This is a genomic window from Oceanospirillum sediminis, from assembly GCF_014164585.1.
Classification (GTDB): domain Bacteria; phylum Pseudomonadota; class Gammaproteobacteria; order Pseudomonadales; family Halomonadaceae; genus Oceanospirillum; species Oceanospirillum sediminis.
Map to the genome: position 1 here is coordinate 78,239 of NZ_JACJFM010000016.1, position 25,112 is coordinate 103,350.

Consider the following 25,112-nt stretch of genomic DNA (forward strand, 5'->3'; position numbering starts at 1 on the left):
TGACTAATAATGGTCAGAATTTCACTTCTAACTCTGATCTCAGGCCATAGCCAGTTCCTTTTGCATCTTCGCTTTCAACAAGGTATCCACCCAGATTCATAATAAAATGCCGGGATAGTTTGTAAGAGTATCTGGCAGCCACGCCAAAGCCCCCTCTGTCTTTGTTCTCTCTGTCAGCGACACCTCCGGCTTCAAATGTCAGCCTTTTTTTCACGCCGAAGAACATCTGATAACCTACTGCTCCACCAACAGTATCCTGACCACGATTGTTCAGAGGGGCTCCAAACTCTCCCAGGTTAGCAGAAGAGAAAAGCAACCCGGTACGCCCTAAAGGGCCACCAGCGGTACCTGCCCGAGAGGCCGATGTAAACTCCCCTTCACCAATAAAACCATTGGCATAAAAGATATGAGGGGCTCCGGGAAAAGAGGTCGAGGTTTCCAGATAGAGCAGCACGCCATCATTGGCAGCCGCACTGTCGGTATCCAGCCCCTGTGATGCCAGCAAACGGGCCTCTGTATTCCATAGACCGACACGCTGAGCTGCGGCAATACCCAGATGCAGACTGTCGCCGTAATGCTGAGCGTTGATGTTGTCAGTACTGTCGATATAGATCATATCGACATCAATGGAGGTCTTAGCCAGATCATAACTGGTGAACAGGCCATACAGTCTGGCATCTTTATCTTCTTTATTATTCCCCCTGTGTATCTCATCCCAGCCATACAAAAAGGTAATTCGCGTATTGCTGGTGCCAGAGAGCAAAAGGTTATTTTTAACGATACCGATTGAGTCGATCGTATCATTTACGAGGAATGAATCCTGGAACTCTATTTTCTGTCGACCTACAGCGAAACCGATATCCAGCGGCAGCTCATCGTTTCTATCCAGATTCGGAAACAGCTCTGCGAGTTCAAATTCAGCAAATGCGGTAGAAATATGAGCTCCGGCAGCAGAGTGACCTCCCTCATTCTCTTTTGTGCCATCGAACACGTAACGGGAAAAATCACCACTATCATGTAACGGCGTGACGCCGACTACGATTCGCTCAGTACCACTTAACTGCAGATTGGCCACTACATCCAGCCGGTTCACTGCCTCTGTATGGGCTTCCCGGTTGTTATGATTAACACTTTGCAAGGCCGCACGATAACTGCCAAAAATCCACAGTGATGGATTCCAGACCGCGCCTGAGGGCAAAACCAACGGATCATTCAACCGGCCTGTACTTAAAAACAGATCACCAAACTCAATCAGAGGGCCATTACGCGGACCAATCACTGTCTCGGGTACCATAGGTTTAGGCTGATCACTCAGTGCCGCTTTCGATTTTACCGGTGGTTCTTTGTTCTGAGCGATTGCCTGAACAGACAGTAAGGAGCAGGAAAGTAATGTCAATGCTGCCACTGAAGCAGCCTTAAATCCCTTAGGGTTGATCATTGTGTTTTCCTCTCAACGTCCAGTTCGATTGAGCGCTCACGAATCACCATAGAACCTTTAACCAGCTCATCCGCCACCTGCTTAGGCGACATGTTGTAATCAAAACCTGCGACCTGAACTGTAGTAACCAGGTTAACTGGTAAAGCCTGACTGATAAATTTAATATCCAGTGTGTATGGGCCTGGTCCCATCAGGGCATCAGCATCCACTTCATAACTGGCGGTACGTTTACCAAAGGGCTCTATCCCTTTGCGGTGTTTACGTGCTGATTTAGCCCGACCATACAGGCTTGATGGCCGGGCTTCCGGACGGATATATGGTGCGACAGAAACAGATACCGGCGATGGCAGTACCTGTTCTCGCTCAGCACCATGCTGCAAGCGCACCATAAATTTAGACTGCAGATTGAACAGCTGCTCATCAACAGCTACTTCACCGGCCTGAACATATTTAGAATGCCGGTCGCGAAGGTCACCGTTCGGGTCCCTATCCCCGGATATAAATCTCAGATCACCATTGGCATCCCGTAATTCCACCTGCAGGAAGAAAATACGCTCAGCATCAAAGCCATTAGGCATCAGGTGGCCGTCAGATATACTTTTTACATCCAGCTCAAAGTTTAGACCACTTTCATCAGCTCGGGTCACCCGGATATCAGAGAGATCAAAGGCATTCTGCAGTACTTCCTTACGTTGGGTATCCGCCCATTTCAGCTTTTTCAGCTGTTCGTCGATAATGGCACGGGCATCATAACGATCATCAATGGACACCCAGGCATCCGGGAACACATAATCATCTGAGATACTGTCTTCAAACTCATCCGTTCCCCAGCCCTCTTTCCATTTAAACTCCAGCCATTCGCGCATGGTTTTAAACTGCGCAGCCTTCACGTTATGAGGGAAAAGCCCCGGATGAATAATGGAATAGTCGGGGCCTGCAAAAAAGTGGCTGGTCAGTTTGCGTGGCGTTGTCTCTTCCCCACCGACAATCGCTGCGGGTCCGTGATCAAACCCGGCAGCCACACCCTGTACCTTACTCATATGGCAATCCTGACAGGTGCGGCCATCTTTAGTCGCCGGAGTATTTTTAAATTCACTGAAAGCTTCTTCTATACGCAAGCCATTCGGTGCAAACACATCGTGGCAGGTGGCACAAAAACCTGGCGTAGTTATTTCAAAAAACTTCTCAGCTTTGGCATGAATACCGCGTCCGGGTTCATCCGGGTTGGTGGTTACACGGAATTTTTCTGGCTGAGCTAATGATTTTTCAAGCTCTTCATTGCCTGTAGGTCCATAAACCGGCTGGAAGATATCACCGGGTTCAAGAGAGATACGGCCGGATACTTTACCGAAGTTTTTATTGATGCGGTGGCAGGCTACGCAGGTAATGCCCTCTCGGGATGCAGGGTGACGATCCAGGTTGGACAATCCGAAAGGTTCTTTTAATTCTGATCCAACCGGAGCGTGACAACGTAAACAGAAGTCACCATTGGTGGTTGAGGTGACAATATTGATAGTGTTCTGCATTGCCAGCATTAAAGGGCTGAGCTGGGCGTAAGCATGCTGGGATACTGACCATTCATCGTAGTGCCTTGGGTGGCAGGTGGCACAGGTCTGTGCAGAAGGATAAGCAACCTCTTCAAATAAGCGCTTGTGCTCCTGGTTGGCTGCACTGATTCTGACTGACTCATTATCAGGCTCTCTGGCTTCAAATAAGCTTTCCGTGGAGAGTAACGTATTGTCATCACCTGACAGATTATCATCACTATCCAGAAGATCATCCTCATCACTAAGAAGGTCATCCTCACCTAACAAATCATCATCTGCAGATAAACTATTTTCTGTCGCATCCGTAATCAGGAGGTTATCGTTATTTTTAGTTGTCTCTGCATGGGAGACATTTAATGAGAGAAAAACTATCAAAGCTATCGCCCATAAAACAACGATGCTTGAAGTAATCGTCTTATCTCTACTAAACATAACTCCTCCTTATTGTTAATGATTTTCAATAACAGGAATGAACTCAGGCGCCTATCTGATTTGTCAGTATAGACCAATTCAGAATGAGTTGTATGACAAGCGATTACAGCAATATTTTTCTGATAACATATAATCAACTTATCGTTTTAACGATATATCCTTTGTTTAAGATGATCTTCTGATATATTGATTTAGATCAATTAATATGGGTGAATTTGATTCTCCTGGTATTTTTTTAGCTGATGTTATGGGGGCGGGTTATTATTAAGGAGGATCTTGCTGTATTTTCCGGGTGTTTACATAGGAAAAATTATACAAATAATATTGCACCTGCACGCCTGTATAACGTTTTAATACTCTGTTATTGAATAGGTATATATTTAATGAATTAATATGGGGTGTAAGAAAGCATGATACAATCACCAAGGCTGTATTTATAAAAGAATATGATGCTTCTGAATAAAGTCTTTCTGGATTACAGTATGAAAATAACTGCCAGTATTATTATTTTTACTGCAATGGCCTATGCCCTGTTAGGGTATATTGGTCAGCTAATTGCTATACCTCCCGGATTTGCAACCGTTATCTGGCCAGCATCGGGGCTGGCTCTGACAGCCGTGCTGACTTTTGGCATATACAGCTTACCTGGCATATTTCTAGGGTCTTTTCTGATCAATCTATATATTGCATCCGGTGCAGAGCAAGCCGGGGGAGGTATTTTAATACCAGCAGCCATCGGCATTAATGCCATGCTGCAGGCGTTTGTCGGATATTGGCTGGTTAAGAAATATATTGGCTACCCCTTTGCTTATCAGCGTCCGGCTCTGGTCGCACGTTTTTTACTGATTGCTGTGATTAGTACGCTGGTCAATGCTTCTCTCAGTAATTTAATATTGTGGCATAACAATGTTTTGTCAGATGCCTCCCTTGTCGTGAACTGGCTTAACTGGTGGGCCGGTGATGCTATTGGGGTGATTGTTGTTACGCCCTGGTTGCTGGTGATTTTTGCCCGCTTTTCCAGAACACCATTACCCAAAGATGGTTTTGTGATACCCACCCTCACTGTGATTACACTGTTTACGCTTATTTTTGGTTGGCTGGCGACTGAGGTGGAAAAAGAAAAGCAAGGTAAAGAATTTGCCAACAACTCAGATTTATTGGTTCAATCGCTGGAAGCCCGTTTGCATAATACCTCAGATATTCTGTATGCGATGTCCGGCATGGTACTCAGTAACAGGGATCAGATTACCCCGGAACAATTCAGAATATTTACCCATGACTTACTGAATAGAAGCCCATATTTGCATGGTTTATCCTGGAATATCCGCACGACAGGTGAAAGCCTGGACGACTTCACCGAGCAAATGCAGGCGCTTTATTCTAAGAAAACAGGGATTTCATTTCAGGTTAAAGAGCGTAATGCACAAGGACAACTCCAACCGGTGATGCCAGATACACAGCATATTGTTGTCAGTTATATCGAACCCTTGCAAAGCAACCTGAAAGCTCTGGGCTACGACGTTTATTCACAGAGTGACCGGCGCTTTGCGTTAGACAGAGCCTGGCAAACTCGATTGATCTACCCTACTAAACCCATCTCATTGATTCAGGAAAAAAGTCGCCAGGCTGGAGTATTGCTCTTTCTTCCTGTGATTCAGAACAGCAAAGTGGCGAAAGGGCAGGACTCATTACTAGGATACGCTACCGGAGTGATCAAAATGAGAGACCTGGCACAGGCAGCCTTTGCTCAACTTCTGCTGCCACGAACCGGAATAGCCCTGATTGACCCTGAAGCGAGTAGCGAGCAGGCTATTCTATATAGCAGCGGGCTTGATCAGCAAAGTCAGGAGGCTCTGTTGGCTCACTATATCGACCATGATCCCCAGTCGAGTTTAAATAGCCATAATATTTTCCCTATGTACAGGCAACATAAAATTGAGGTAGGAGCGCGCCACTGGTATCTGATACAAGTCAGTACAGATGCCTATATTTATCAGCCCTGGGGGGTACATCTTCTGCTGGCAGCAGGCACCTTATTCTCTGGTCTGCTAGGCTGGTTTATGATTATTCTTGCCGGACATACGCGCGAGATTGAGCAGCAAGTAGAAGTCAGAACGAAAGATTTATCGCTCGCTAATAAAAAACTGATCCTCTCAGAACAACTGCAAAACGAAGCCAAAGAACGTGCTGAAGATGCCAGTCGTGCCAAAAGTGAATTTCTGGCTAATATGAGCCATGAAATCCGAACACCTCTGAATGGTGTGATTGGAATACTGGAAGTACTGAAAAATGATCAATTGGCCGAGGATCAGAAAGAGATGATACTGGTGGCCAGAGATAGCGCCAGCTCACTTATGACCATCATTAATGATATTCTGGATTTTTCCCGCATAGAAGCAGGTAAACTCAGTCTGAATCAGATACCGTTTGAGTTTACTGAACTTCTGGAAAATACGGGGAATAGTTTTATCCTCCAGGCTGAGGATAAAGGTCTGGAACTGGTTTGCCCAGCAAATGTTGTGCCTCCTCTTCTGGTGGTAGGAGACCCGGATCGTATCAAGCAGATACTGACTAACCTGGTGGGCAATGCCATTAAATTCACTCCTCATGGCAGCGTCAGTGTTTTCTGCCGGATGGAGGCACATAATGACAGTGTCAGCATCCAGCTGGAAGTATCAGATACCGGTATCGGTATGAGTGAAGAACAACAGGCTTCTCTGTTTGAACGTTTTACTCAGGCTGATAGCTCTATCACTCGGGAGTATGGCGGTACAGGGCTAGGACTGGCAATCTGCCATCAGCTGCTGAAAATGATGGGTGGTAATATACAGGTATCCAGCCTTCAGGGACATGGTTCATCTTTTGACGTTCATCTGACGTTGCCGATGGCTCATGATATACCGGTTCATTCAACGGAGACGAATAACAGGCTGTATGACAGCGTGAATATGCTCTATATAAGAACACCGTCTGTCACATCGCAGCGGATGGAACAATGTCTGGATGAACACTGTATTAATTACACAGCTGTATCTGTATCACATAAACTCACTTTGTCGCCGGATGTAAATACGCTGCTGGTTGACTGTACCGTGGCCGAGGCTATTTATCTGGTTGATCAGCAAGCAGAGTTGCTTACATCCGATCAGCTCTGCACATTGTTCATATCACCTTATAATCAGCAAAGTGAAGCTCATGAGAAGCTTTCAGGTTATTTTGATCATATACTGCACCGCCCGATTCCTTACAGACATTTATTGCAGCTATTAGCCCATTCCAGGCCAGTAACTCAGCGGAATGAGCCAATATCAGAGAGTAGTGCTCCCTCTTATCAGGGGCGTCATGTACTGGTCGTTGAGGATAATCAGACCAACAGAACCGTTATTGAACAGATGTTCCGTCAACGTGACATTCAGGTCTCTGTGGCCAAAAATGGTCAGGAAGCGATTGATATCCTGAAAACCAGCCATTTTGATGTTGTATTTATGGACTGTCAGATGCCGGTGATGGATGGCTACCAGGCCACAGCGATTATCCGCTCTGATAGCAGTCAGGTACAAAATCATGCTATCCCGATTATCGCAGTGACAGCCCATGCACTGGCCGGAGACAGAGAAAAATGCCTGGCTGCCGGGATGGATGACTACCTGCCGAAGCCCGTCACCGAAGAGAGTCTGAAAGAGATACTGGACAAGTGGCTGACGTGAATGGAATATGCTGCGTCAATCTACATTATTTATTTCTAAATAAGGGTTTTCAAATGGTTCTGATGACTCTTCTTTCCTCCTGCTGAATTACAGTCGGTTTTTAATTTTATGATGCAGTCGTTCAACCGTAAGCTAACTAGAAATCAAAATCGGATTACCTCTGTTTTGCACGGTTCAGGCAGTGCTCTACAGCATTTTCCGGAGCTAGCTGTAACAGGCTTACAACTACGTCATTGTCAAAACCACATCTCTTTTCTCCGGCATATTCCAACAGGGGACGACGAATTAATAGTGGGTTTTTAATCATCAGTGTTAATGCGTCAGACTCAGAAAGTAATTCAGGATTCACTTGACCCTGTTTTATCATGGGTGCTGAACGGTTAAACCATTCGTTTACAGGCCTATGTTGTAAAAAGGCTTTGAGGGATGCCGGACACCACACATGGGAAAGTATCGACTTAACTTCAATAGCATAACCGTTATGCTTTAAACGTTGTCTTTGTTTCAGGTTGCCTTGACAGCCGGGCTTCTCATAAAAAATAACTGTCTTCATTTGCGCCTCCTCATCTGCATGTCACGTGTTGCTGATTTTACAGGATACTATTTTATCAGTGACCATTGGTTATAGATGATTCAATGCAAATAGTTGGCCAGGCTGTAGCCCGCAGGGTAAAACTCGATTAATCCGGATTACAGGCTACCTGATCCGGAGATGCTCCGGTTTCTGCTTTAAGTCGCAGGTAGTGACGTTTATACATCCACCAGCTGACAATACCGGCCATCATATTACCGGCCATAGCGCCGACAAATAATCCGTTTAATCCAGACAGCTCAGATCCTATCCAGAGCAATGGCAGATAACAGGCCAGCAGGCGCAGAGCAGAGATACCTAATGCCAGATTTGGCATCCCCATCGCACTGCAGGCCGATACCATCAGCATACAAACGCCCAGAGCGGCATAACTGACCGGTACCAGCCACAGATAGCTTTCCAGCAGGCTGGCAATTGTTTCGTCACTGGTCAGTAAGTTACTGATCAGCGATGATCCTGTTGCAACCAGTGCAGCCAGAATCAACTGCCAGATCAGTACAAAGCCCGTTGCCATCAGTACCAGCTGATGAATTTTTTCAATCTCTTTGCTACCTCTCAGACGTCCGATCATAGGTGGCATGGCCATGGTCAGAGCCAGCACAACAATAATAGAGAAAAACTCAATACGGGTACCCAATCCCCAGGCGGCAATCGCGTGGTCCCCGTAAACGGCCACGATAGAGGTTGCCACCATTGCGGAAATCGGCGGGATAAACTGACTCATCATCGCGGGAGCCATAAACGAGAACAGGCGGCGCAGACCGGTGAAAATAACTCTGATACTTTCCGGTACAGCAATCAGGTCTCGGGCAAAAATACCTCTGAAGATAATGATACCGCCGACAATAAAGGCAACAACGGTCGCCCAGGCGGCACCAGGCAGGCCCATGCCAAAGGTAAAAATAAACAGAGGGTCCAGTATCATATTCAGTACGCTGGTAATAACCATCACCATACCGGGTAAGAAGGTCTCTCCGTTAGCCCGGAAAATACTGTAGCCAAAATAAAGAATGGCACCCAGCCATGCGCTTAATAGCCAGGGAATCCAGTAGTCTCGCACCAGAGGATACAGCTCTTCATTAGCTCCCATATAAAACAGCAGAGTTTCCTGATGGAACCAGAGCGCCAGGCAAAGTAACAGGATCAGAATAAAGCCTGTGCTGAGTACCAGGCTGCCCAGCTGCTTAGCGTAGTCTGCTTTTCCGGCCCCCATAGCCATTGATATTACGGTGGTTGTCGCAATACCTAAGCCGACCTGAATACCGATAATGAGTTGATACACCGGAATGGAAAAACCAACCGCCGCCAGCGGCAGAGCACCTAACTGCCCGATAAAGGCACTATCGACCAGTTGGTTACTCATAATCGCAAGAATGCCGATCAGCATAGGCCAGGTCATGCGGACCAGCTGTCTGGCCAGTGATTCAGGAGCTGAATTCATGATTATCCTTTTTGGGTGCTGTATAGAGAGATTTTTCGGTTTGCACTGTCTGAGTGATGACGCACCAGGTCGCCTGTTGAATAACAGCAGATCATACACTGGCGAATGCTATTTATCAGATTAGCAGGCAAGGAGTGGATATATTGTGGCATATCCTGAACTTACAAGGTGCAGAGTTGCATTGGGACATTGGCATCATCAGAGTGCTTAAAACAGTCTTTCAGAGCAAGGTAATTAAGCAAGGTCAGCAGTATGACCAATTATCAGACCTGATCATTATCGTCAGCTGAATTAATATTCAAACAGTCGTTTAATTCTGCCATGATGTTGAGAATAATAATGATAAAGCAAAATTCACTGTTTCTGCCGCAACAGGATCATCAGCTTCACCTGAGATATATCACACCTGAGCAGCCTACAGACAAGGCCCCTGTGCTGATGTTACATGGCGCTATGGAGGATGGTCGTATTTTTTATACCGAGTCAGGCAAAGGTCTGGCCTGTTATCTGGCTGGTAAGGGATATCCTGTGTATGTATTGGATATGAGGGCCAGGGGAAGGAGTACTCCGCCGTTTACTCAGGATAATCAGCATGGGCAATATGAATCGATTGCTATAACCATTCCAGCGGCACATCGCTTTGTATCAGAACGTCATAAACAGCCGCTGCACTGGATTGCCCACTCATGGGGGGAGTGTTGATGGCCTCTGCTTTAATCCGTAGCCCGGAATTAAGTCAGCACGTTTTATCTCAAACCTGGTTTGGCACCAAAAGAAGTATCCGGGTATGGAACTTTGAGCGTGTGTATAAAGTAGAGTTAATCTGGAAACGCCTTGCCCCGTTGTATGCAAAATATAAAGGCTATTTCCCTTTTAAGGAATGGGGGCTGGGAGCGGATAATGAGAGCTATTTATCAATCAGTGAAAGTGCTCATTGGGTGCATAACCGGCCCTGGACAGATCCAAGGGATCAGTTCGATTATGGCAGACGGGCTAAGGATATAAAGTGGCCTCCAATCTGGTCGATTGCGGCAAAGAATGACATGATCCTTGGCAACCCGTCTGACGTAGAGGACTTTCTGGCAGAGGTGGGCCACGGTAAATTAACCCTGTTGTCCAAAGAAAATGGCAATGCTCAGGATTATGATCATATTAATATGCTGACTCATCCTGATGCCGTTAATGATCATTTTGTTCAGGTAGCAGAGTTTCTGCAGGAGAATGAAATCAGCAATTCTGCAGTTTAAAGTTGATACAGGTGGTGAGCAGAAAAATGGTTAGCTTTATTACACAATAATAAAGCTAACCGATGCAGGTCGTGACCTGATTGACCTGGATTCTCTGCCTTGCGCTGCCACCTCAGAGCATAATACATAAGGGGCAGGTTTAATCTGAGCTAATACAGGTTAAACCGGAGTTTCCTCAAACCCTTTACGCAGTGCATTCACCAGAATACCCACTTCTTTTTCGGTCAGAGTCAGCGGTGGTGACAGAATAATTTTCGTGCCTACCGGACGGACAATAGCGCCTTCACGCAAAGCTACAGCGGCAATGGCATTGGCGTAACCATCCATAGGATCGATAGGCTCACGGGTTGCCTTATCTTTCACCAGGTCAATGGCGATCATCAGTCCTTTGCCACGGACTTCACCCACTGCAGAGAACTCAGACAGTGCGCTTTGCAGTTGTTCTTTCAGGCTAGCACCCTGAACTGCTGCATTTTCTGGCAGGTTTTCGTCCTGAACAATTTGCAGTGACGCCAGAGCTGCAGCGCAGGCAACCGGGTGACCTGAGTAGGTGTAACCGTGCATCACCGCACCGCTGAAGTTCTGACAGCTTTCGATACCCTGAGCTACACGCTGATTTACTACGGTTGCACCCAGAGGTATGTAACCTGAGTTGATACCTTTAGCGAAACACTGGATATCAGCTGCGACACTCCAGCCACGAACACCAAACATATTACCGGAACGACCAAAGCCGGTGACGACTTCATCAGCAATCAGAAGTACGCCATATTTATCACATACTTCTCGAATCAGCGGCCAGTAGTTTGCAGGTGGTACGATTACACCACCGGCTCCCTGTACAGGTTCCGCGATAAAGGCTGCAACAGTTTCTGGGCCCTGGAAGATGATTTCAGCTTCCAGCTGAGCCGCTGCCAGACGACCCAGTTCTTCAGGATCTTCACAGTTCCACGGGTTGCGGTACAACCAAGGGGTATCGATATGGATACAACCCGGAAGCATTGGCTCGTAGTTAGTACGGAATACAGTATTACCGTTTACAGATGCGCCACCGAAGTGAACACCGTGATAACCCTGCTTCAGAGAGATAAATTTGTAACGCTGAGCTTCACCCACCGCTTTCCAGTACTGACGGGCCAGTTTAAGGGCGGTTTCAACGGCGTCAGAGCCTCCGGAGCTGAACATCACTTTTGCCATATCTTCTGGCTGCAGCATTTCAATCAGCAGTGAGGACAGTTCTTCGGCGCGAGGATGGCTGATACCGTCAAATATCTGGAAGTATTCCAGTTCATCCAGCTGAGCGGTGATCGCTTCTTTGACTTCTTTGCGGTTGTGGCCAACGTTAACATTCCACAGGCCGCCGACGCCATCAACTAACCAGTCGCCTTCTTTGTTCTGAACGTAGTTACCGTCACCTTTGACAATTACCGTATTGTGACTGGCTGGCATGCCCGGATGAACCATAGGGTTCCAGAATTTTCTTGTTGTGTTTGTCATTGATCTCTCCAACGATTCATAAGTACCCGGACAACAACTTCTCTGCTGTATCTCTTGTCGACTGGCTGAAAAACAGCGAACGATTTTATCCGGGTATATTTGTCTGAATTCACTGCCAGTCCGCAGTGTTGTTGCTCAGTATGACGTTGGATGAAATTGATAATATCAACCGAATGGTTGAGCTTATGGTCTGTAACACACTGATTCAGCAAGTCGTATTGATTTGTCAGACAGTGTGGAGTCGTGGCTTTGCTGTCAGTTTTTAATCCGGTGTTTTGAATTGCTCCAGATGTTGTTTCTTCTGTTCCAGTTCTGCTACCGAATCCGCAAAGCGTGCAGCGATGGATAGCAAGGTATCCTGAATTTCTACAAAATGGTCAACAATAACGGGGTCGAAGTGTGTTCCCCGGCCTTCCATGATAATAGCCATGGCTTTTTCGTGAGGCATAGGGTCTTTGTAAACCCGGCGACAGATCAGAGCATCATAGACATCTGCGATGGCCATCAGTCGGGCGGAAAGAGGAATATCATCACCGGATAAACCTTCGGGATACCCTGAGCCATCCCACTTTTCCTGATGGGAATATGCGATCTCTTTTGCGACCTGCAAAAAATCAACTTTCATGCCCAGTTGGGCTTCAGCATGCTCAATGGCATCTCTGCCCAGAGTCGTATGGCTTTTCATTATTTCGAATTCATTGTCTTCAAATCGACCCGGTTTAAGCAGAATTCTGTCTGGAATACCTACTTTCCCGATGTCATGCAAGGGGGCCGATTTAAACAGCACATCAATATACTGATCGGTCAGTTTCTCCTTGTAATCGGGCTCATCACGAAGCTTTTCTGCCAGAGCCCGGACATAATACTGAGTACGACGAATATGGTTGCCGGTATCAGAATCCCGGGTTTCAGCCAGAGAGGCCAACGCCATGATAGTGACATCCTGTACCATAGTGACTTCCCGGGTGCGACGTCTGACCTCCTGTTCCAGGAAGGCATTCTGATCATTAAGAAAGTCTTTCTGCGCTTTCAGTTGTAAGTGATTACGCACTCTGGCCATCAGAATCGCCGGATTAACTGGTTTGGTCAGATAATCCACGGCCCCCAGGTCAAGGCCAAGGGTCTCATCAGCTGTTTCTGTTTTTGCGGTCAGGAAAATGACCGGAATATCTGCTGTGTCCGGATTTTGTTTAAGATGACGGCAGACTTCGTAGCCATCCATTTCCGGCATCATAATATCCAGTAGTATCAGATCTGGTGGTGCGACTGAGTTAGCGATCTTCAGTGCTTTAGCTCCGTTATTGCTGACTTTTACCCGATAGTTGTCCCGGAGCAATCCGGCCATCAGAGTCAGATTATCCGGTGTATCATCCACCACCAGAATAACGGCTTTTTCAATCCAGCAAGGGTGCGGAGGATGTGTCATAGGCACTCCATATCGTGTCAGCTTGTTTTACGTTCGGGCAGACAGGTTAACGACGCTGATAAATCCGATGGTAATGGTCAAGTGGGGCAAACAGACCCTGACCTTCCGGGCTGAGTGATTCAGTCAGACCGGTTACCAGAATCCCCTTCGGGCAAAGTGCATCATGCAGTTTATGAATCAATTCGTCCTGTTGCTTTCTTTTAAGATAGATCATCAGGTTGCGACAGCTGATAATATCGAAGTTCTGAGATAATTCTGTTTTCAGCAGATCAGTTTGTTGAAAGGTCACCATGTTTTTGAGTTCAGGGCGAACCTGATAACCTTCTCTGACGGGCTGAAAGAAGCTATCACGCCAGCCTTTATCTATTTGCTGCAGGCTTTGTTCTGGGTACAAGCCCTGGCAGGCCTGGTCGATAGCCTCCTTGTTCAGATCAATAGCCAGAATTTCCAGTGGTCGTTGCGTGTGTGTTGTCTGCCATAAGATGGCATGACTCCAGGCTTCTTCGCCTGTGGCACAACCCGCCACCAGAATACGGGCCGGTTCTGGTGATAAACTGCCAGCCAGATTATTCAGCAAAGGGTGCAAAAGATTAAAAACTTCCTGGTCCCGGAAAAACGACGATACAGAAACCAGCAGAGATTGTTCCAGGCAAGCCAGCTCCTGGGGGTGTTGTAGTACATAGTCTTCATAATGACCGTTCTGCTCTTTACCCAGCAGAGCTTTGCGCTTTTCCAGCCGACGAAGCAGTGTTTCTTCTTTGTAACCACTGAAATTGACACCTGTATATTGTCTGAGTTGTTCTATCAGACGTTTCAGTTCATCGGTTGCCGTTGAGCCTGGATGATCAGACCTGGAGGTAAGTGAGTGGTTTGTCGGCGATAAGTCATGAATCACATTACTGGTTGAGACAGAACAATCATTTCTTGCCAGTATGGTGCTGCTGAGTTGTGCCGCGATCTGATTCAGAGGCAGAACATAATCAATGCAACCTGTGGTGATAGCAGAACAGGGCATGGAGTTAAACAGTGCCTCTTCGGGTTGTTGAGCAAAGGTAGTGCCTCCGGAATGTTTAAGTGCCTGTAAACCTTTGGTTCCATCAGATCCGGCCCCGGACAGGATAATACCTGTATGTTTTTCCTGCTCCTGAGACAGAGAAGTAAAAAGTACATCGGCACAAGGACTGGAAAAGCAATAAGCGTCAGGCTCAGATAAATATAATTGACTGTTTGTAATACTTCCGTTTTTACCCGCTGGCAGCAGATAGATCATGCCGGGTTTCAGGCCACTTGTGGTAACAGGAATGGTGACAGGCCAGTGAGTTTCTCGTCTGATCAGTGACGCGACCAGATCGCTGTGCCCCTCTTTGGCCATATGCTGAGCAATGATAAAACAGCATTGTGTACTATAAGGCAATGCTGAAAACAGCGTCAGCAGTGCTTCCAGTCCTCCGGCTGAGGCTGCGATAGCGACAATACTACACGGAGCTGTCATAACAGACTTTCCACTTCGCTCAGTTTTGTCAGAGCCAGATCAAAGTCATAGTTTTCTATAGCCAGCACGACAGGCTTTAGCCTTATTGCCTGTTCAGAGGGTAATAATTGTTGCAGGTTCGCGATTGTTTCTGCCGCTTCTGCATCGCTTTCTTCAAGTAAATGCCGCAGTGAAGCCATATAATCACCGACTTCACTGGCAGTCAGTCTTTTATCGGGCGAACGGATAGTCTCGTCTGATGAAGATGTATCGCTGGTGATCAGCCCCGTTGCAGATAAGTCCTGAATCAATTGCTCTGTTACCTGAATCGCTTCAGGCAGAACGGACTGGGCTTCCTGGCTGTTATAGCCTTTTTCCTCACAATATTGCTCCAACTCTGACGCTATTTCCCCTAATTGGGTTGCACCTATCGTGGCCGCGGTCCCTTTCAGAGTATGGGCGCAGCGCACTGCTGCCTGATTGTCATCTTCCTGACAGGCTTGCTGAAATTGCTGAGAAAACGTCTGTTGATTTTCACAAAACATGACCAGCATTTGTTGGTAGAGCGCCTGATCTTGTCCCATCCGGGATAAACCTGCATCCTGATCCAGTCCGGGGATATCCGGCAGAGCATAAGTCTGATCTGATTCAGAGGAGGCCGGTTCGGGATTAACTGGCGGTACCAGACTGTCCGATGCCACGTTGATCCAGCGTGCCAGAGTTGCATACATCACTTCTATATTGACCGGTTTAGCCAGATGGTCATTCATACCGGCATTCAGTACTTTCTCTTTGTCGCCAATCATGGCGTTGGCTGTCATCGCGATAATAGGAATATGACAGGCTTGTGGGTTACTACGAATTAAAGCTGTGGCCTGGTAACCGTCCATCACCGGCATCTGACAGTCCATCAGAATGGCATCGTAGCAGGTGTTTTCTTTCAAATGATCTACAGCCTCCTGGCCATTATTGGCCACACTGACATCAATACCAGCTTGCTTTAACAGTTCAATAGCCAGCTCCTGATTCATCGGATTATCTTCAACCAGTAATACCCTGGCTCCGGTCAGATCAGCCTGGGTATTTTTCTCTTGTCGGGCGTTGTTTTGTTCAGTGGCTACTCCCATTTTCAAGGCGTAACCTATGGCTTCCAACAGGCTGGAGGCTGTAGCGGGTTTAGTCATCACTGCTTCAAAACGAACCTGTCGGCTTCTGGCTTCTTCAAGAGCATCTTCACGACTATAACCTGTTACCATAATAGCTGGAGGACAGGTAATATTCTTATCCTGCTTTAAGGCTTCCAGCGTCATTACGCCGTCACGCTCTGGCATTTTCCAGTCGACCAGTAGCAGGTCATAATAATTGCCTGTATCCTGATTCGCCAGCATAGTGTGTGCTTCAAAACCATTGCAGGCGGTATCAGCCTGCATACCAAAGCTGTGAATCAGGTTCGTCATAATCTCACGGGCCGAAGCATTATCATCAACGATCAGCGCTTTCAGGTCTTTCAGCTCATTGGCATGGAACATACGTCTTGGAGACGGGTTTGCCTGCAGCTCAAATTGTGCGGTGAAGTGAAACGTTGTGCCCTGACCCACAGTGCTCTCTACCCAGATTTCCCCGTGCATCATTTCTACCAGTTTCTTTGAAATGACCAGTCCTAATCCGGTACCGCCATATTTACGAGTAGTGGACGCATCAGCCTGCCCGAAACTTCTGAATAGTTTACTTCGCTGCTCCCGTGTCATACCAATGCCGCTGTCTTTGACTGTGAAATGTAAGACGACGCTACTCTCCTGAATTTGCCTAGTATGAATGGCGATAACAATCTCTCCGGTTTCAGTGAATTTTACGGCATTATTCGTCAGGTTTGTCAGTATCTGGCCCAGCTTAAGCGGGTCGCCAATCAGAGCTGATGGAAGATCTCCTGGAGTGTCGAATAGCAGCTCTAATCCTTTTTCTTCTGTTTTAATGGCCAACAGACTGGCCAGGTTGTCCATGACCTCTTCCAGGTAGAACGGTGTATGTTCCATCGACATTTTACCGGCTTCAATTTTGGAAAAGTCCAGAATTTCATTAATAATACCCAACAGGTTTTCACCGGCTTTATGTACTTTTTCTATATAGTTTCGTTGTCTTGAGTCCAGTTCCGTCTGTAACGTCAGATGAGACATGCCTATGATGGCGTTCATAGGAGTACGTATTTCATGGCTCATATTGGCCAGAAAATCACTTTTTGCCTGAGTGGCTTCCTCTGCCAGCTCTTTGGCCCTGAGCATCTCCTGCTCAGCGGCTTTGCGTTCTGTAATATCCCGGACACTGGCTATCAGTGCAGGCTTACCTTTCAGAGAAATAGTAACCAGACTGATTTCACAGGGTACTTCCTCACCCTGAGTATTCTTGTGTAGCCAGTCAAATTGGTGGGCGCTGTCAGAATGAAGCGCCAGATTAACTTCTGTTTTAGCTGCTTCAGATGAGCGACGGCCATCTGGCTGATATTCTGGTGATAACTCAGCCAGGTGGTGGGTTAAAAGCTCTTCAATATTGCTAAAACCGAAAATATCAGCGGCTCTCTGGTTCGCATGTACCAGACCTTTTTCAGGATCGAGTACCATCAGACCGTCACTGGAGTTGTTAAAATAGGCCTGAATTTTTTCCTCAGACTCTTTTCTTTCGGTAATATCTTCCAGCATCCAGACCGTGCCTTGAGATATATCGTTACTGTCACGTAACTTACCACTCAGATAACACCAGAACAGGGTGCCATCTGCCCGAACCATCTGTACCTCCTGCTGATGCACTTTGCCTTTGGCCAGTTCGTCATAAGCAAAAGTACCTATATCCTGAAAAGTCTGTTCAGAGGGATACCATTGCCGGGTGCTTTGTCCTAGCAGGTCTTCCATGGGACGTCCGAATATTTCAGATAGCTTGTTATTAGCCTGCTGCACTACCCGATCTTTCAATAGCACAATGGCCATAGTGGCAGATTCCAGAATAGCTTTTTGTTCATCAGCGGCTTTGCTGAGTGCTTCCTGCGCCTGCTTGCGTTCTGAAATATCGCGATATACCGCCACAGCCCCAATCAGTTGATCTCCCCGGTACATGGCTGTAGTACTGTATTCTACCGGCAGAGCATGTCCATCTTTATGCCACAACACATCTGTATCACTGAACCGGGCTTCTCCATCAGAAGTGGTCATATGTATACCGCTCTGTTCTGCGGGTATTGGTGTACCTTGAATATTGGCGTAATGCACCAGAGACTGGAAATGATGCCCCAGAAAGTCAGCTTCTTCGAAGCCCAGTAGCTGATAAGCGGCAGGGTTGGCAAAGGTGATTTTGCCCAGGCAATCCAGTCCGACAATGCCATCTTTAACTGATGACAGAATCAGGCGGCTTCTTTCTTCTGTCGCTTTAATTTCCCTTTGTTGAGCTTCCATCTCTACGGTTTGTTCTTCCAGCTGTGCAGCCTGACGCTCCATTTTTTCAGCCTGATCCCGGCTTTCGTCCAGTAATTGCTGAGTTCTGGTGCTGCGTTCAATAATTTCAAGATTCATTGCCAGAATAGGTAATAAACCTTCAAGCAACGTTTGCTGGGTTTGCTTAAACGGGGTAAAACTGGCTAATTCAATCACTGCATGCAACCGGTTGTTATGAATAACCGGAAAGGCCGCAATGTTTGCAGGTGTCGCTTCCCCAAGCCCTGAACCAATTGAAAGGTAGTTATCAGGTGGGTTAGTGATGATAATGGGCTGACCTTCAAGCGCACATTGTCCGGCCAGACCTTCACCCATATCAATAGTCTGGTGCAGGGCTTTACGTTCACGAAAAGCGTATCCTCCCAGCAGTTTCAGTTGTCGAGTATCGCTGTCATGCAGATAAAATACGCCTTGCCCCAGATGAATCAGTGGAGCAATCAGCTGAAGGAATGTCTGTGATAGCTGATTCACCTCTCTGATTTGTTGTAGTTCTGAGCTGATTTCGGAGATATTGGTTTTTATCCAGCGCTGTGTTTCGACCTGAGTCAGTTCATTGCGTATTTCAGTGGTGATATCCAGAAGTTCTTTAATCTCATCAGGGTAGCGAGCCTGGATTAACTCCTCAGGTAGTTCTGTTTTATCCATAAGAGAGCGCAAGGTTTTTCTTACAGCCCGGATTGGTTTACGCACAGTGCGTATTGTTATTCTGGATAGCAAAAAGCCAGTCAGCATTAGTACTGAGAACACAATAAGTATCCTTATCTCTGCTGTCTGGCTGGTGCTAACGGCTTGCTGGCGGGCATTTCGGCTTATTGCTGTCAGCTGCTCTCTGAGTTGGTTCAGCAACTCTGACGCCTGACGATGATTCATCTGAATACCCAGTGGTCGGGTCAGAATAGCCCGAGCCTCATTGGCTCTGTTCTGATTAGACAAGGCAATGAATTGAGCCATCTGTTGCATGTATAACCCATATTGCCGGGCCAGAGTATTCTGTAGCTGAAGCAGCTCGGCATTATGTACCAGATCAGACCGGGACAACGTCTTCTGAATGTGCTGAGTGGCTTGCTGCAACTCACGAATCAGATGCTTACGATCATCAGGGTCAGTATTATGAATTAGCTGAAGGCTTAGTAGGTCAGATTGAGAAAGATCGTATCTTAGGCCCTCAATTGATGAAAGGGACTGTATATGCTTTTCTGCGGCATCATGCAGACGACTATTCTGATAGCTCTGCCAGAATATCAGTGAGGTAAATAAAGTTGACAGGACCAGGATAATGGAAAATGTCCAGGTCATTCTGGCTTTCAGGGACAGGCCACTAAAATAGGTTTGTGCTCTTACCATAAATATCGCCTTTCTTTTTATAGCTGTTATAGGCTATGTCTTCGTCTCTTTGCTAAGAGTGTAATATTCAGTTATCAGCTCTAGTGTACGTACTTTTTAAGATAGTGTTAATATTCCGATCAGGCAACTACATACTTCATCGTCAGAAAAGCTGCTAAAAAACACCACTGTCCTATAATGTTTGCTGGCCTTTTGATAATTTTTTGATGGTGATTATCCTGGGTATTTCTTATCCGGGTCTTAATAATCGAAGAATATTCAGAGCAGAGGATGGTTATCAGAATCTTCTGTTTCAGAGGAGATTGACGGGCTAAAATTGAATACGTTAGCCCCTTTTTTATGGGTTAACTGCCGTGTTTTTTAAGCGGAAGTAACCGATGTGTTGCTCCAGATGTTCAGCCATAGATTCAAGATTGCTGGCAGCCTGCCAGACTTCTTTGAAAGCATCATTACTGGTGTGAGTGATATCATTAATCACTGCGACGTTACGGTGGATTTCTTCTGCCACCAGACTTTGTTCTTCTGCTGCGCTGGCTATTTGAATATTCATATCGTTAACGGTACAAGCTGCGTTGTTAATCTTTCTCAGACTTTCCCGCGTTTGTTCCGCCAGAGTAACAGCATGCTTAGCTTCTTCTTCATTGCTATGCATGACTTTAACTGCTTCTGAAACACTACTCTGGATACGTTGCACCATACCCTGGATCTGCTGTGTCGAGTCATGTGTCCGACTGGCCAGAGTACGAACTTCATCAGCAACAACGGCAAAACCCCGTCCCTGTTCGCCTGCTCTGGCAGCCTCAATGGCTGCATTCAGTGCTAGCAGATTGGTCTGTTCGGCAATATCACCGATGACTTCCAGAATGGTCTCTACTTCTTCACTGTCTTTAGCCAGGCGAGTTATCACTTTAACGGATTGATTTACCTCATCAGCCAGGTGGTGAATGCTGCGAATACTTTCATCTACAATCGTCAGGCCGTTCTGCATCTCTGTTTCTACTGTGTGGCTGGCTTCTGCGGCCTGGGCTGTGCTTTTTGCCACTTCATGAACGGTGGCATTCATTTCTGTGATTGCAGAGGCTATCTGAGATGTCTCATTGGTTTGTGTCTGTAGCAAATTTCGGGTGGATTCTGTACGCTGATGGAGTTGTGTTCCCAGTGCGGCTATATCCTGAGTGGCATTTTTAACATCAGTGACTACATTTTCCAGATCTCTGGCCATGGTTCCTACGGCTGCCATAATGCTGGCCGGGTGAGCATCATCAGGCGCTTCAATGGTAAGGTCGCCACTGGCAACCAGGGTGGTTTTTACCCTGACTTTTTCTGGCTCTCCTCCCAGCTGCCGGGACACTCTGGATACAATGTATAAACCGGCAGCAGAACTGCCTGTCAAGGCCAGTGCCATGATAGCGATAACAATATTTTCTATCCCGGCATCCCTGCTTTGTGCCTCCAGGTACTCGTTCCGGGCTACATCAAGCTGCAGTTGAACCAGTTCTGTAATTTTTTTACTGATTGGATCAATTGTCAGATAAAGGGAGCCGTTCAGGCTATCCAGTTTTCCTTCAGCATCAGCAGGCATAGTATTAAGCACCTGCAACGCGCGTTGTATATCTCTGTTAGCGTCGACAAACAGTGTTTCAGCCTCTCTGGCAAGATGCTCTTCTTGTGGTGTCAGTTTCGTTTGCAGATACTCTGACCATAGTGTAGAAATTCTTTCCCTGGCCTGATCAATACTCTGTCGTGCTTCATTACTGGTAATCATACCGGCATCAGCCTTATTAACCGCATCAATAATCAGTATGGCATAGTCATCAGCTATTGTTTTAAGGCTGTTCAAAGGAATAACCCTGTCTTCGTACACAGTTTTTAAACCCTGAGCGATCTCTTTCATGCCCCATACACTAACTATTCCCAGAATAATCAGAGCAGCCAGTGGAATGCAAAAGCCAAGAGAGAGACGCAAACGAAAGGGCATTTCTGAGCGAGCGCTAGATAGTTGTTGGGGCTGTTGCTGTGACATGACCTGGCTCCTGTTTTACTCGATGTTGCTGCACTGACATTAAAGCTAGTAATCAGGAATGGTTTTCGTTACCAGGGTAAACCATAGTTTTTCTATCCAGAACACCTGTTTTCCAGTAAAAATAACCGTGAATTCTGAATCTGACAAAAAGAGATATTGCGTTATGTTATAGATAGTTAGTTGTGATATAGCATAGTATTGTAAAAGCAATATTGGTCGGAAGGGAAAGAGTGACTCGCTATTTTCTCTGAGAAAGTTTTTCAGCCTCTTTCCGATGAGAAGTTATACTGATTGATAATGTGCTTGCCAGTGTCGGTAATCAGAAGATAACCGCTCAAATTTTTGTGCTATACGATACAGGCTTCCTCTGTCTGTGCCCAATTGCCTGGCCATTGATAGGGCTCCATATAGTTGCCGGTCTGGGATGTTCTTCCGGGTTGAAACGGTAGCCGTAGAATTCATCCGGTAAACCATTAATAGCAACAGGTACAAGCGCATCGTCCTGCATATAGCGCCTTATGTATCAGGGGGCTCTGAACAGGAAGTTATGTTATCAAAGCTCCCTTCTCTCTTTGTATCAAAAGACGCTATGCTAGCCAGGATTCTATCAGGCTGACTGACGTGGGTCAGTTTTTTTAGCAATAGTGCGGGACAGGTGCTGTTCTCTGAAAGCGCTCAAGGCCGGATAATCGCCGAAATCAAACAGATCACGGAAAGTGATCCAGTCCAGAGTTGAGAACAAACAAATGGCAGGATACTGCCATTCATCAAATTCACCTGCTTTCACTTTTTCTTCCAGCACTGGCAGCGTTAATGCCACACGTTCGCGCTGAAGGTTGTAGATCATGGCATCCTGACTGGCATCAATACCAGATCGATTGGAGAGCAGTATGATGATAAAGGCATCCAGTACGCTGTCTGTCAGAGTGATATTGTTTTCCTGCTCCAGGGAAAGAGCTTTACGTCTCAGTTTGTCGTTCAGATAGCGGTAGATCATTCGGGAATCGAAGACCTTTTGTTCACCGTCAACTAACATTGGGATCTTCATAGCCGGGGTGTAGGTTTTCAGCACTTCACGTCCCTGGGGGCTGTAGATATTCAGATCCATAAACTCATAGTCTTCACCTTCCAGCCACAAACGCAGACGACGGACGTAAGGCGATGGTGTTGAACCAACCAGCTTCATGATCATTACTCCTTTACTTTAATATTCAGGCAGGGATTCTGAAATCAGATTTGCTTCAAATGAGCTATTTATCTCTGACAGAAGTTTTGACTGTACCTTTTGGTACAGTTGTGGGCAAATGATGAATTTAATCTTATGAATAAATTGTAATGGCAGAGACGATGTTGCCTGTTATGAGAGAAAATTCTGTAAGAAACACCGAGTTGTTTGCATCATACCGTACTGATCATGAAATAAAGCTGGATATTTATGAATGATCCTGTCTGGTTATTCTTATGATAAGGCTTTAGTAACAGGAATGTGCTTCTCAAATGAACCTGTGCCGGTATTGCCAGGCGAGTTCAGCATAAGTTCGGAAGAGTATTTTTATATAATGGAGTAAGGTCCGGCCTGGTTTGCCAGAGCTGTTCTCTCAATCTATAACTCGTTTAATATCAAGTCGTAGTGAGTGCCTGAAAATATCCAGATCAGCTCAGAAACATTGAGAATGGATGTGATATGCACAGGCTATTTATAGTGGGTTTTGTATTAAACTTTAGTCGCTGTTGATTGTGACAGGCGTCATATTCTGACAGATTTATTAGTGAATTTAGTTGGTTATTTGCTAAACTGCGGAAAAGAAGCTTCTCTGGGATATCTATACCCAATTAGGATTTAAGAGTTGTTTACGTGGCTATTCTACAGAAAGGACCTGCTATGATACGTATGACGCCTGATGAACTGTTACAAAATCTTGGTGACACAGTGAACTCCACTGCGATGGAAAATCGTACGATCCTTATCGAAGGTTCAAAGGGAAATGCCATTATGATTTCAGAGGAAGACTGGAATAGTATTAATGACATCCTGCAGGTTGTGTCTATGTCCGGTATTGCAGAGTCAATTCGTACAGGTTTGCAGTCAGAAATTGATATAACAGCTGAACATATCGACTAACTGAATATCAGGAGTGAAGTCAGTTGATCGACTTCACTTCATTCTTCTTACCTTAATCTGCAGCTAATTCGTAGCTACGGTTTTTATCCCAGAAACGTTTGAATAGTCCGGGCATGGCTTGTTCCAGCCCTTCAGTGCTTTCAGGCCAGTCATATTCTATTTCAGGTTCTACAGGTTGAGTGGTCTGCTTAAGAAAATCATTTTTCCCTGTTTGTGCTTCGTAAGCTTCAAGAGCTGCAAAAACCAGCCCTTCTCCGGTGATATCATCCACTGGGTCTGTAATATCGCAAACATCTGCCAGAATATCCGGGTTCTGCAGAATTTGGTTAAACCTTAATTCCCCAAAAGAGATTAACCAGAGTCTGAAGTCTTCAAAAATGTCGTCATTGATATAACTCTGCAGAATAAAGTTTGCCATTAGAACCGGAAACGTAAACGCTTTTGCTTTTTGTTCATTCAGCTGGTTTTCAAATCCGATTAACTCATCAGGGGATAAAGATGATAAAGATTGAGCTATAGCCCTGTATTGTGAATCAGATCCGGGAGCATTCTGTTCCAGGGACTTATTGATGATGCTCCAGAATTTTTGCTCTGTCATAACCAGAATCTCTTTTTGCTAGAATTTTCAGTGCAGTATACCCACTGATATTGTTCTGATAAGGGCATGGATCAAAAAAATTATAGCTTTAGTTGTAGGCGAACTTCTTCCATGATCCAGGTCATTAATATTCAGGGGGTGACAGTTAGTCAGGTTTGGCTGTATACAGGGCTTTGAAGTCGATTCAGAAAGCGTTATGATCCGTTTCTTTGCTAACCCTCTGATTTCCCTGCTTTTGCTGCTCGTTTCAGGGCTGCTGTAACTTTTTTACAAAAAATGCACTTATTTTCGCTCAGGGGGTTGTACTCTGCTTCCGGGTGCGTATAATACGCCCTCGCTGTCACGGGGTGACCCGATGAACAGCGGTAACCAATTGTTTTTACTGAGTTTTACTTTTAAGTCTCTCTCAGGTTCTTTTCTCTCTTCTCAGGAAGAATCGGAAAAAGATTAAAAAAATGATTGACTCTGAGGTCTGCTTCTGTAAAATACGCAGCCTCGGTTGAGCGAGACGAGTTCATCGCTTAACCTGCTCTTTAAAAATTCAGTCAGATAATTCGTGTGGGCGCTTGCTGTGATGATCTGTGAAAAGTCACAAGATTATCAGAGTAAGTAACCCGAATTCATTTTTGTGTTCACTATCAATTCTTCGAATTGATAGGGTTGTTAACTTTGAGCTAAGTTTGGATTGCCGGTCTTCGGATCAGTCAATCAACGATTTTAAACTGAAGAGTTTGATCATGGCTCAGAT

At 46.0% G+C, this 25,112-nt stretch carries 16 protein-coding genes; 4 read left to right on the forward strand and 12 right to left on the reverse strand.

The genetic code is table 11. From position 1 onward, the window contains the following. Positions 1-13 precede the first annotated feature (13 nt). Entirely contained in the window at positions 14-1,438 is a 1,425-nt protein-coding gene (locus tag H4O21_RS13320) for a hypothetical protein (RefSeq protein WP_182809366.1), read from the reverse strand. Beyond that, positions 1,435-3,417: a multiheme c-type cytochrome gene (locus H4O21_RS13325; protein WP_182809367.1), complete on the reverse strand. Its 1,983-nt coding sequence runs from the start codon at positions 3,415-3,417 to the stop codon at positions 1,435-1,437. Before H4O21_RS13325 ends, H4O21_RS13320 begins: the two co-directional genes overlap by 4 nt. 482 nt (positions 3,418-3,899) lie before the next feature. On the opposite strand from H4O21_RS13325, the gene H4O21_RS13330 reads away from it, so the two are divergent. Then, positions 3,900-7,124 carry a CHASE domain-containing protein gene (locus H4O21_RS13330; protein WP_182809368.1) on the forward strand — a complete coding sequence of 1,075 codons (3,225 nt, stop codon included), beginning with the start codon at positions 3,900-3,902 and terminating at the stop codon, positions 7,122-7,124. Positions 7,125-7,278: 154 nt separating this feature from the next. Here H4O21_RS13330 and H4O21_RS13335 read toward each other — a convergent pair whose 3' ends face one another. Both H4O21_RS13335 and H4O21_RS13340 read right to left on the reverse strand, forming a co-directional pair. Then, a complete protein-coding gene (locus H4O21_RS13335) occupies positions 7,279-7,677 on the reverse strand; it encodes an ArsC/Spx/MgsR family protein (protein WP_182809369.1) in 399 nt (132 codons plus the stop codon). Between the two features lie 127 nt (positions 7,678-7,804). Beyond that, a complete protein-coding gene (locus tag H4O21_RS13340; protein ID WP_220495657.1) occupies positions 7,805-9,157 on the reverse strand; it encodes an MATE family efflux transporter in 1,353 nt (450 codons plus the stop codon). Positions 9,158-9,496: 339 nt separating this feature from the next. Between H4O21_RS13340 and H4O21_RS25470 the strand changes: the two genes are divergently transcribed. Next, positions 9,497-9,859, forward strand: coding sequence for an alpha/beta fold hydrolase (locus H4O21_RS25470; RefSeq protein ID WP_220495658.1), 363 nt, complete (start codon positions 9,497-9,499; stop codon positions 9,857-9,859). Next, positions 9,859-10,404 (forward strand): hypothetical protein, encoded by a 546-nt coding sequence (locus H4O21_RS25475; protein ID WP_220495659.1) that lies wholly within the window; start codon positions 9,859-9,861, stop codon positions 10,402-10,404. The genes H4O21_RS25470 and H4O21_RS25475 overlap by 1 nt, the downstream gene beginning before the upstream one ends. 159 nt (positions 10,405-10,563) lie before the next feature. Here the strand turns inward: H4O21_RS25475 and H4O21_RS13350 are convergent, their stop codons facing one another. The 7 genes from H4O21_RS13350 to H4O21_RS13380 all read right to left on the reverse strand — a co-directional run bounded on the left by H4O21_RS13350 (position 10,564) and on the right by H4O21_RS13380 (position 22,830). Beyond that, a complete protein-coding gene (locus H4O21_RS13350) occupies positions 10,564-11,901 on the reverse strand; it encodes an aspartate aminotransferase family protein (protein ID WP_182809370.1) in 1,338 nt (445 codons plus the stop codon). Positions 11,902-12,163: 262 nt separating this feature from the next. After that, entirely contained in the window at positions 12,164-13,327 is a 1,164-nt protein-coding gene (locus tag H4O21_RS13355; protein WP_182809371.1) for a response regulator, read from the reverse strand. Positions 13,328-13,373: 46 nt separating this feature from the next. Then, complete coding sequence (locus H4O21_RS13360; RefSeq protein WP_182809372.1) at positions 13,374-14,819, reverse strand: chemotaxis protein CheB; 1,446 nt, start codon at positions 14,817-14,819, stop codon at positions 13,374-13,376. Beyond that, positions 14,816-19,621 (reverse strand): PAS domain S-box protein, encoded by a 4,806-nt coding sequence (locus H4O21_RS13365; protein WP_182809373.1) that lies wholly within the window; start codon positions 19,619-19,621, stop codon positions 14,816-14,818. The genes H4O21_RS13360 and H4O21_RS13365 overlap by 4 nt, the downstream gene beginning before the upstream one ends. A 337-nt stretch (positions 19,622-19,958) precedes the next feature. Further along, positions 19,959-21,644, reverse strand: coding sequence for a methyl-accepting chemotaxis protein (locus H4O21_RS13370; protein WP_182809374.1), 1,686 nt, complete (start codon positions 21,642-21,644; stop codon positions 19,959-19,961). Between the two features lie 334 nt (positions 21,645-21,978). Continuing rightward, positions 21,979-22,152 (reverse strand): hypothetical protein, encoded by a 174-nt coding sequence (locus H4O21_RS13375; protein ID WP_182809375.1) that lies wholly within the window; start codon positions 22,150-22,152, stop codon positions 21,979-21,981. Between the two features lie 99 nt (positions 22,153-22,251). Then, the gene (locus H4O21_RS13380; protein ID WP_182809376.1) at positions 22,252-22,830 is read right to left on the reverse strand and encodes a glutathione S-transferase family protein; all 579 of its coding nucleotides are present in this window, start codon (positions 22,828-22,830) and stop codon (positions 22,252-22,254) included. Positions 22,831-23,526: 696 nt separating this feature from the next. On the opposite strand from H4O21_RS13380, the gene H4O21_RS13385 reads away from it, so the two are divergent. Continuing rightward, positions 23,527-23,766: a type II toxin-antitoxin system prevent-host-death family antitoxin gene (locus H4O21_RS13385; RefSeq protein ID WP_182809377.1), complete on the forward strand. Its 240-nt coding sequence runs from the start codon at positions 23,527-23,529 to the stop codon at positions 23,764-23,766. Between the two features lie 52 nt (positions 23,767-23,818). On the opposite strand, the gene H4O21_RS13390 is transcribed toward H4O21_RS13385, so the two are convergent. Beyond that, positions 23,819-24,364: a DUF4240 domain-containing protein gene (locus H4O21_RS13390; protein WP_182809378.1), complete on the reverse strand. Its 546-nt coding sequence runs from the start codon at positions 24,362-24,364 to the stop codon at positions 23,819-23,821. Positions 24,365-25,112 lie beyond the last annotated feature (748 nt).

What these genes read in the sequence shown, in the direction of transcription:
- H4O21_RS13320 (WP_182809366.1), bottom strand. Translation starts at nt 1,438, where the DNA reads ATGATCAACCCTAAGGGATTTAAGGCTGCTTCAGTGGCAGCATTGACA.
- H4O21_RS13325 (WP_182809367.1), bottom strand. Translation starts at nt 3,417, where the DNA reads ATGTTTAGTAGAGATAAGACGATTACTTCAAGCATCGTTGTTTTATGG.
- H4O21_RS13330 (WP_182809368.1), top strand. Translation starts at nt 3,900, where the DNA reads ATGAAAATAACTGCCAGTATTATTATTTTTACTGCAATGGCCTATGCC.
- H4O21_RS13335 (WP_182809369.1), bottom strand. Translation starts at nt 7,677, where the DNA reads ATGAAGACAGTTATTTTTTATGAGAAGCCCGGCTGTCAAGGCAACCTG.
- H4O21_RS13340 (WP_220495657.1), bottom strand. Translation starts at nt 9,157, where the DNA reads ATGAATTCAGCTCCTGAATCACTGGCCAGACAGCTGGTCCGCATGACC.
- H4O21_RS25470 (WP_220495658.1), top strand. Translation starts at nt 9,497, where the DNA reads ATGATAAAGCAAAATTCACTGTTTCTGCCGCAACAGGATCATCAGCTT.
- H4O21_RS25475 (WP_220495659.1), top strand. Translation starts at nt 9,859, where the DNA reads ATGGCCTCTGCTTTAATCCGTAGCCCGGAATTAAGTCAGCACGTTTTA.
- H4O21_RS13350 (WP_182809370.1), bottom strand. Translation starts at nt 11,901, where the DNA reads ATGACAAACACAACAAGAAAATTCTGGAACCCTATGGTTCATCCGGGC.
- H4O21_RS13355 (WP_182809371.1), bottom strand. Translation starts at nt 13,327, where the DNA reads ATGACACATCCTCCGCACCCTTGCTGGATTGAAAAAGCCGTTATTCTG.
- H4O21_RS13360 (WP_182809372.1), bottom strand. Translation starts at nt 14,819, where the DNA reads ATGACAGCTCCGTGTAGTATTGTCGCTATCGCAGCCTCAGCCGGAGGA.
- H4O21_RS13365 (WP_182809373.1), bottom strand. Translation starts at nt 19,621, where the DNA reads ATGGTAAGAGCACAAACCTATTTTAGTGGCCTGTCCCTGAAAGCCAGA.
- H4O21_RS13370 (WP_182809374.1), bottom strand. Translation starts at nt 21,644, where the DNA reads ATGTCACAGCAACAGCCCCAACAACTATCTAGCGCTCGCTCAGAAATG.
- H4O21_RS13375 (WP_182809375.1), bottom strand. Translation starts at nt 22,152, where the DNA reads ATGCAGGACGATGCGCTTGTACCTGTTGCTATTAATGGTTTACCGGAT.
- H4O21_RS13380 (WP_182809376.1), bottom strand. Translation starts at nt 22,830, where the DNA reads ATGAAGCTGGTTGGTTCAACACCATCGCCTTACGTCCGTCGTCTGCGT.
- H4O21_RS13385 (WP_182809377.1), top strand. Translation starts at nt 23,527, where the DNA reads ATGATACGTATGACGCCTGATGAACTGTTACAAAATCTTGGTGACACA.
- H4O21_RS13390 (WP_182809378.1), bottom strand. Translation starts at nt 24,364, where the DNA reads ATGACAGAGCAAAAATTCTGGAGCATCATCAATAAGTCCCTGGAACAG.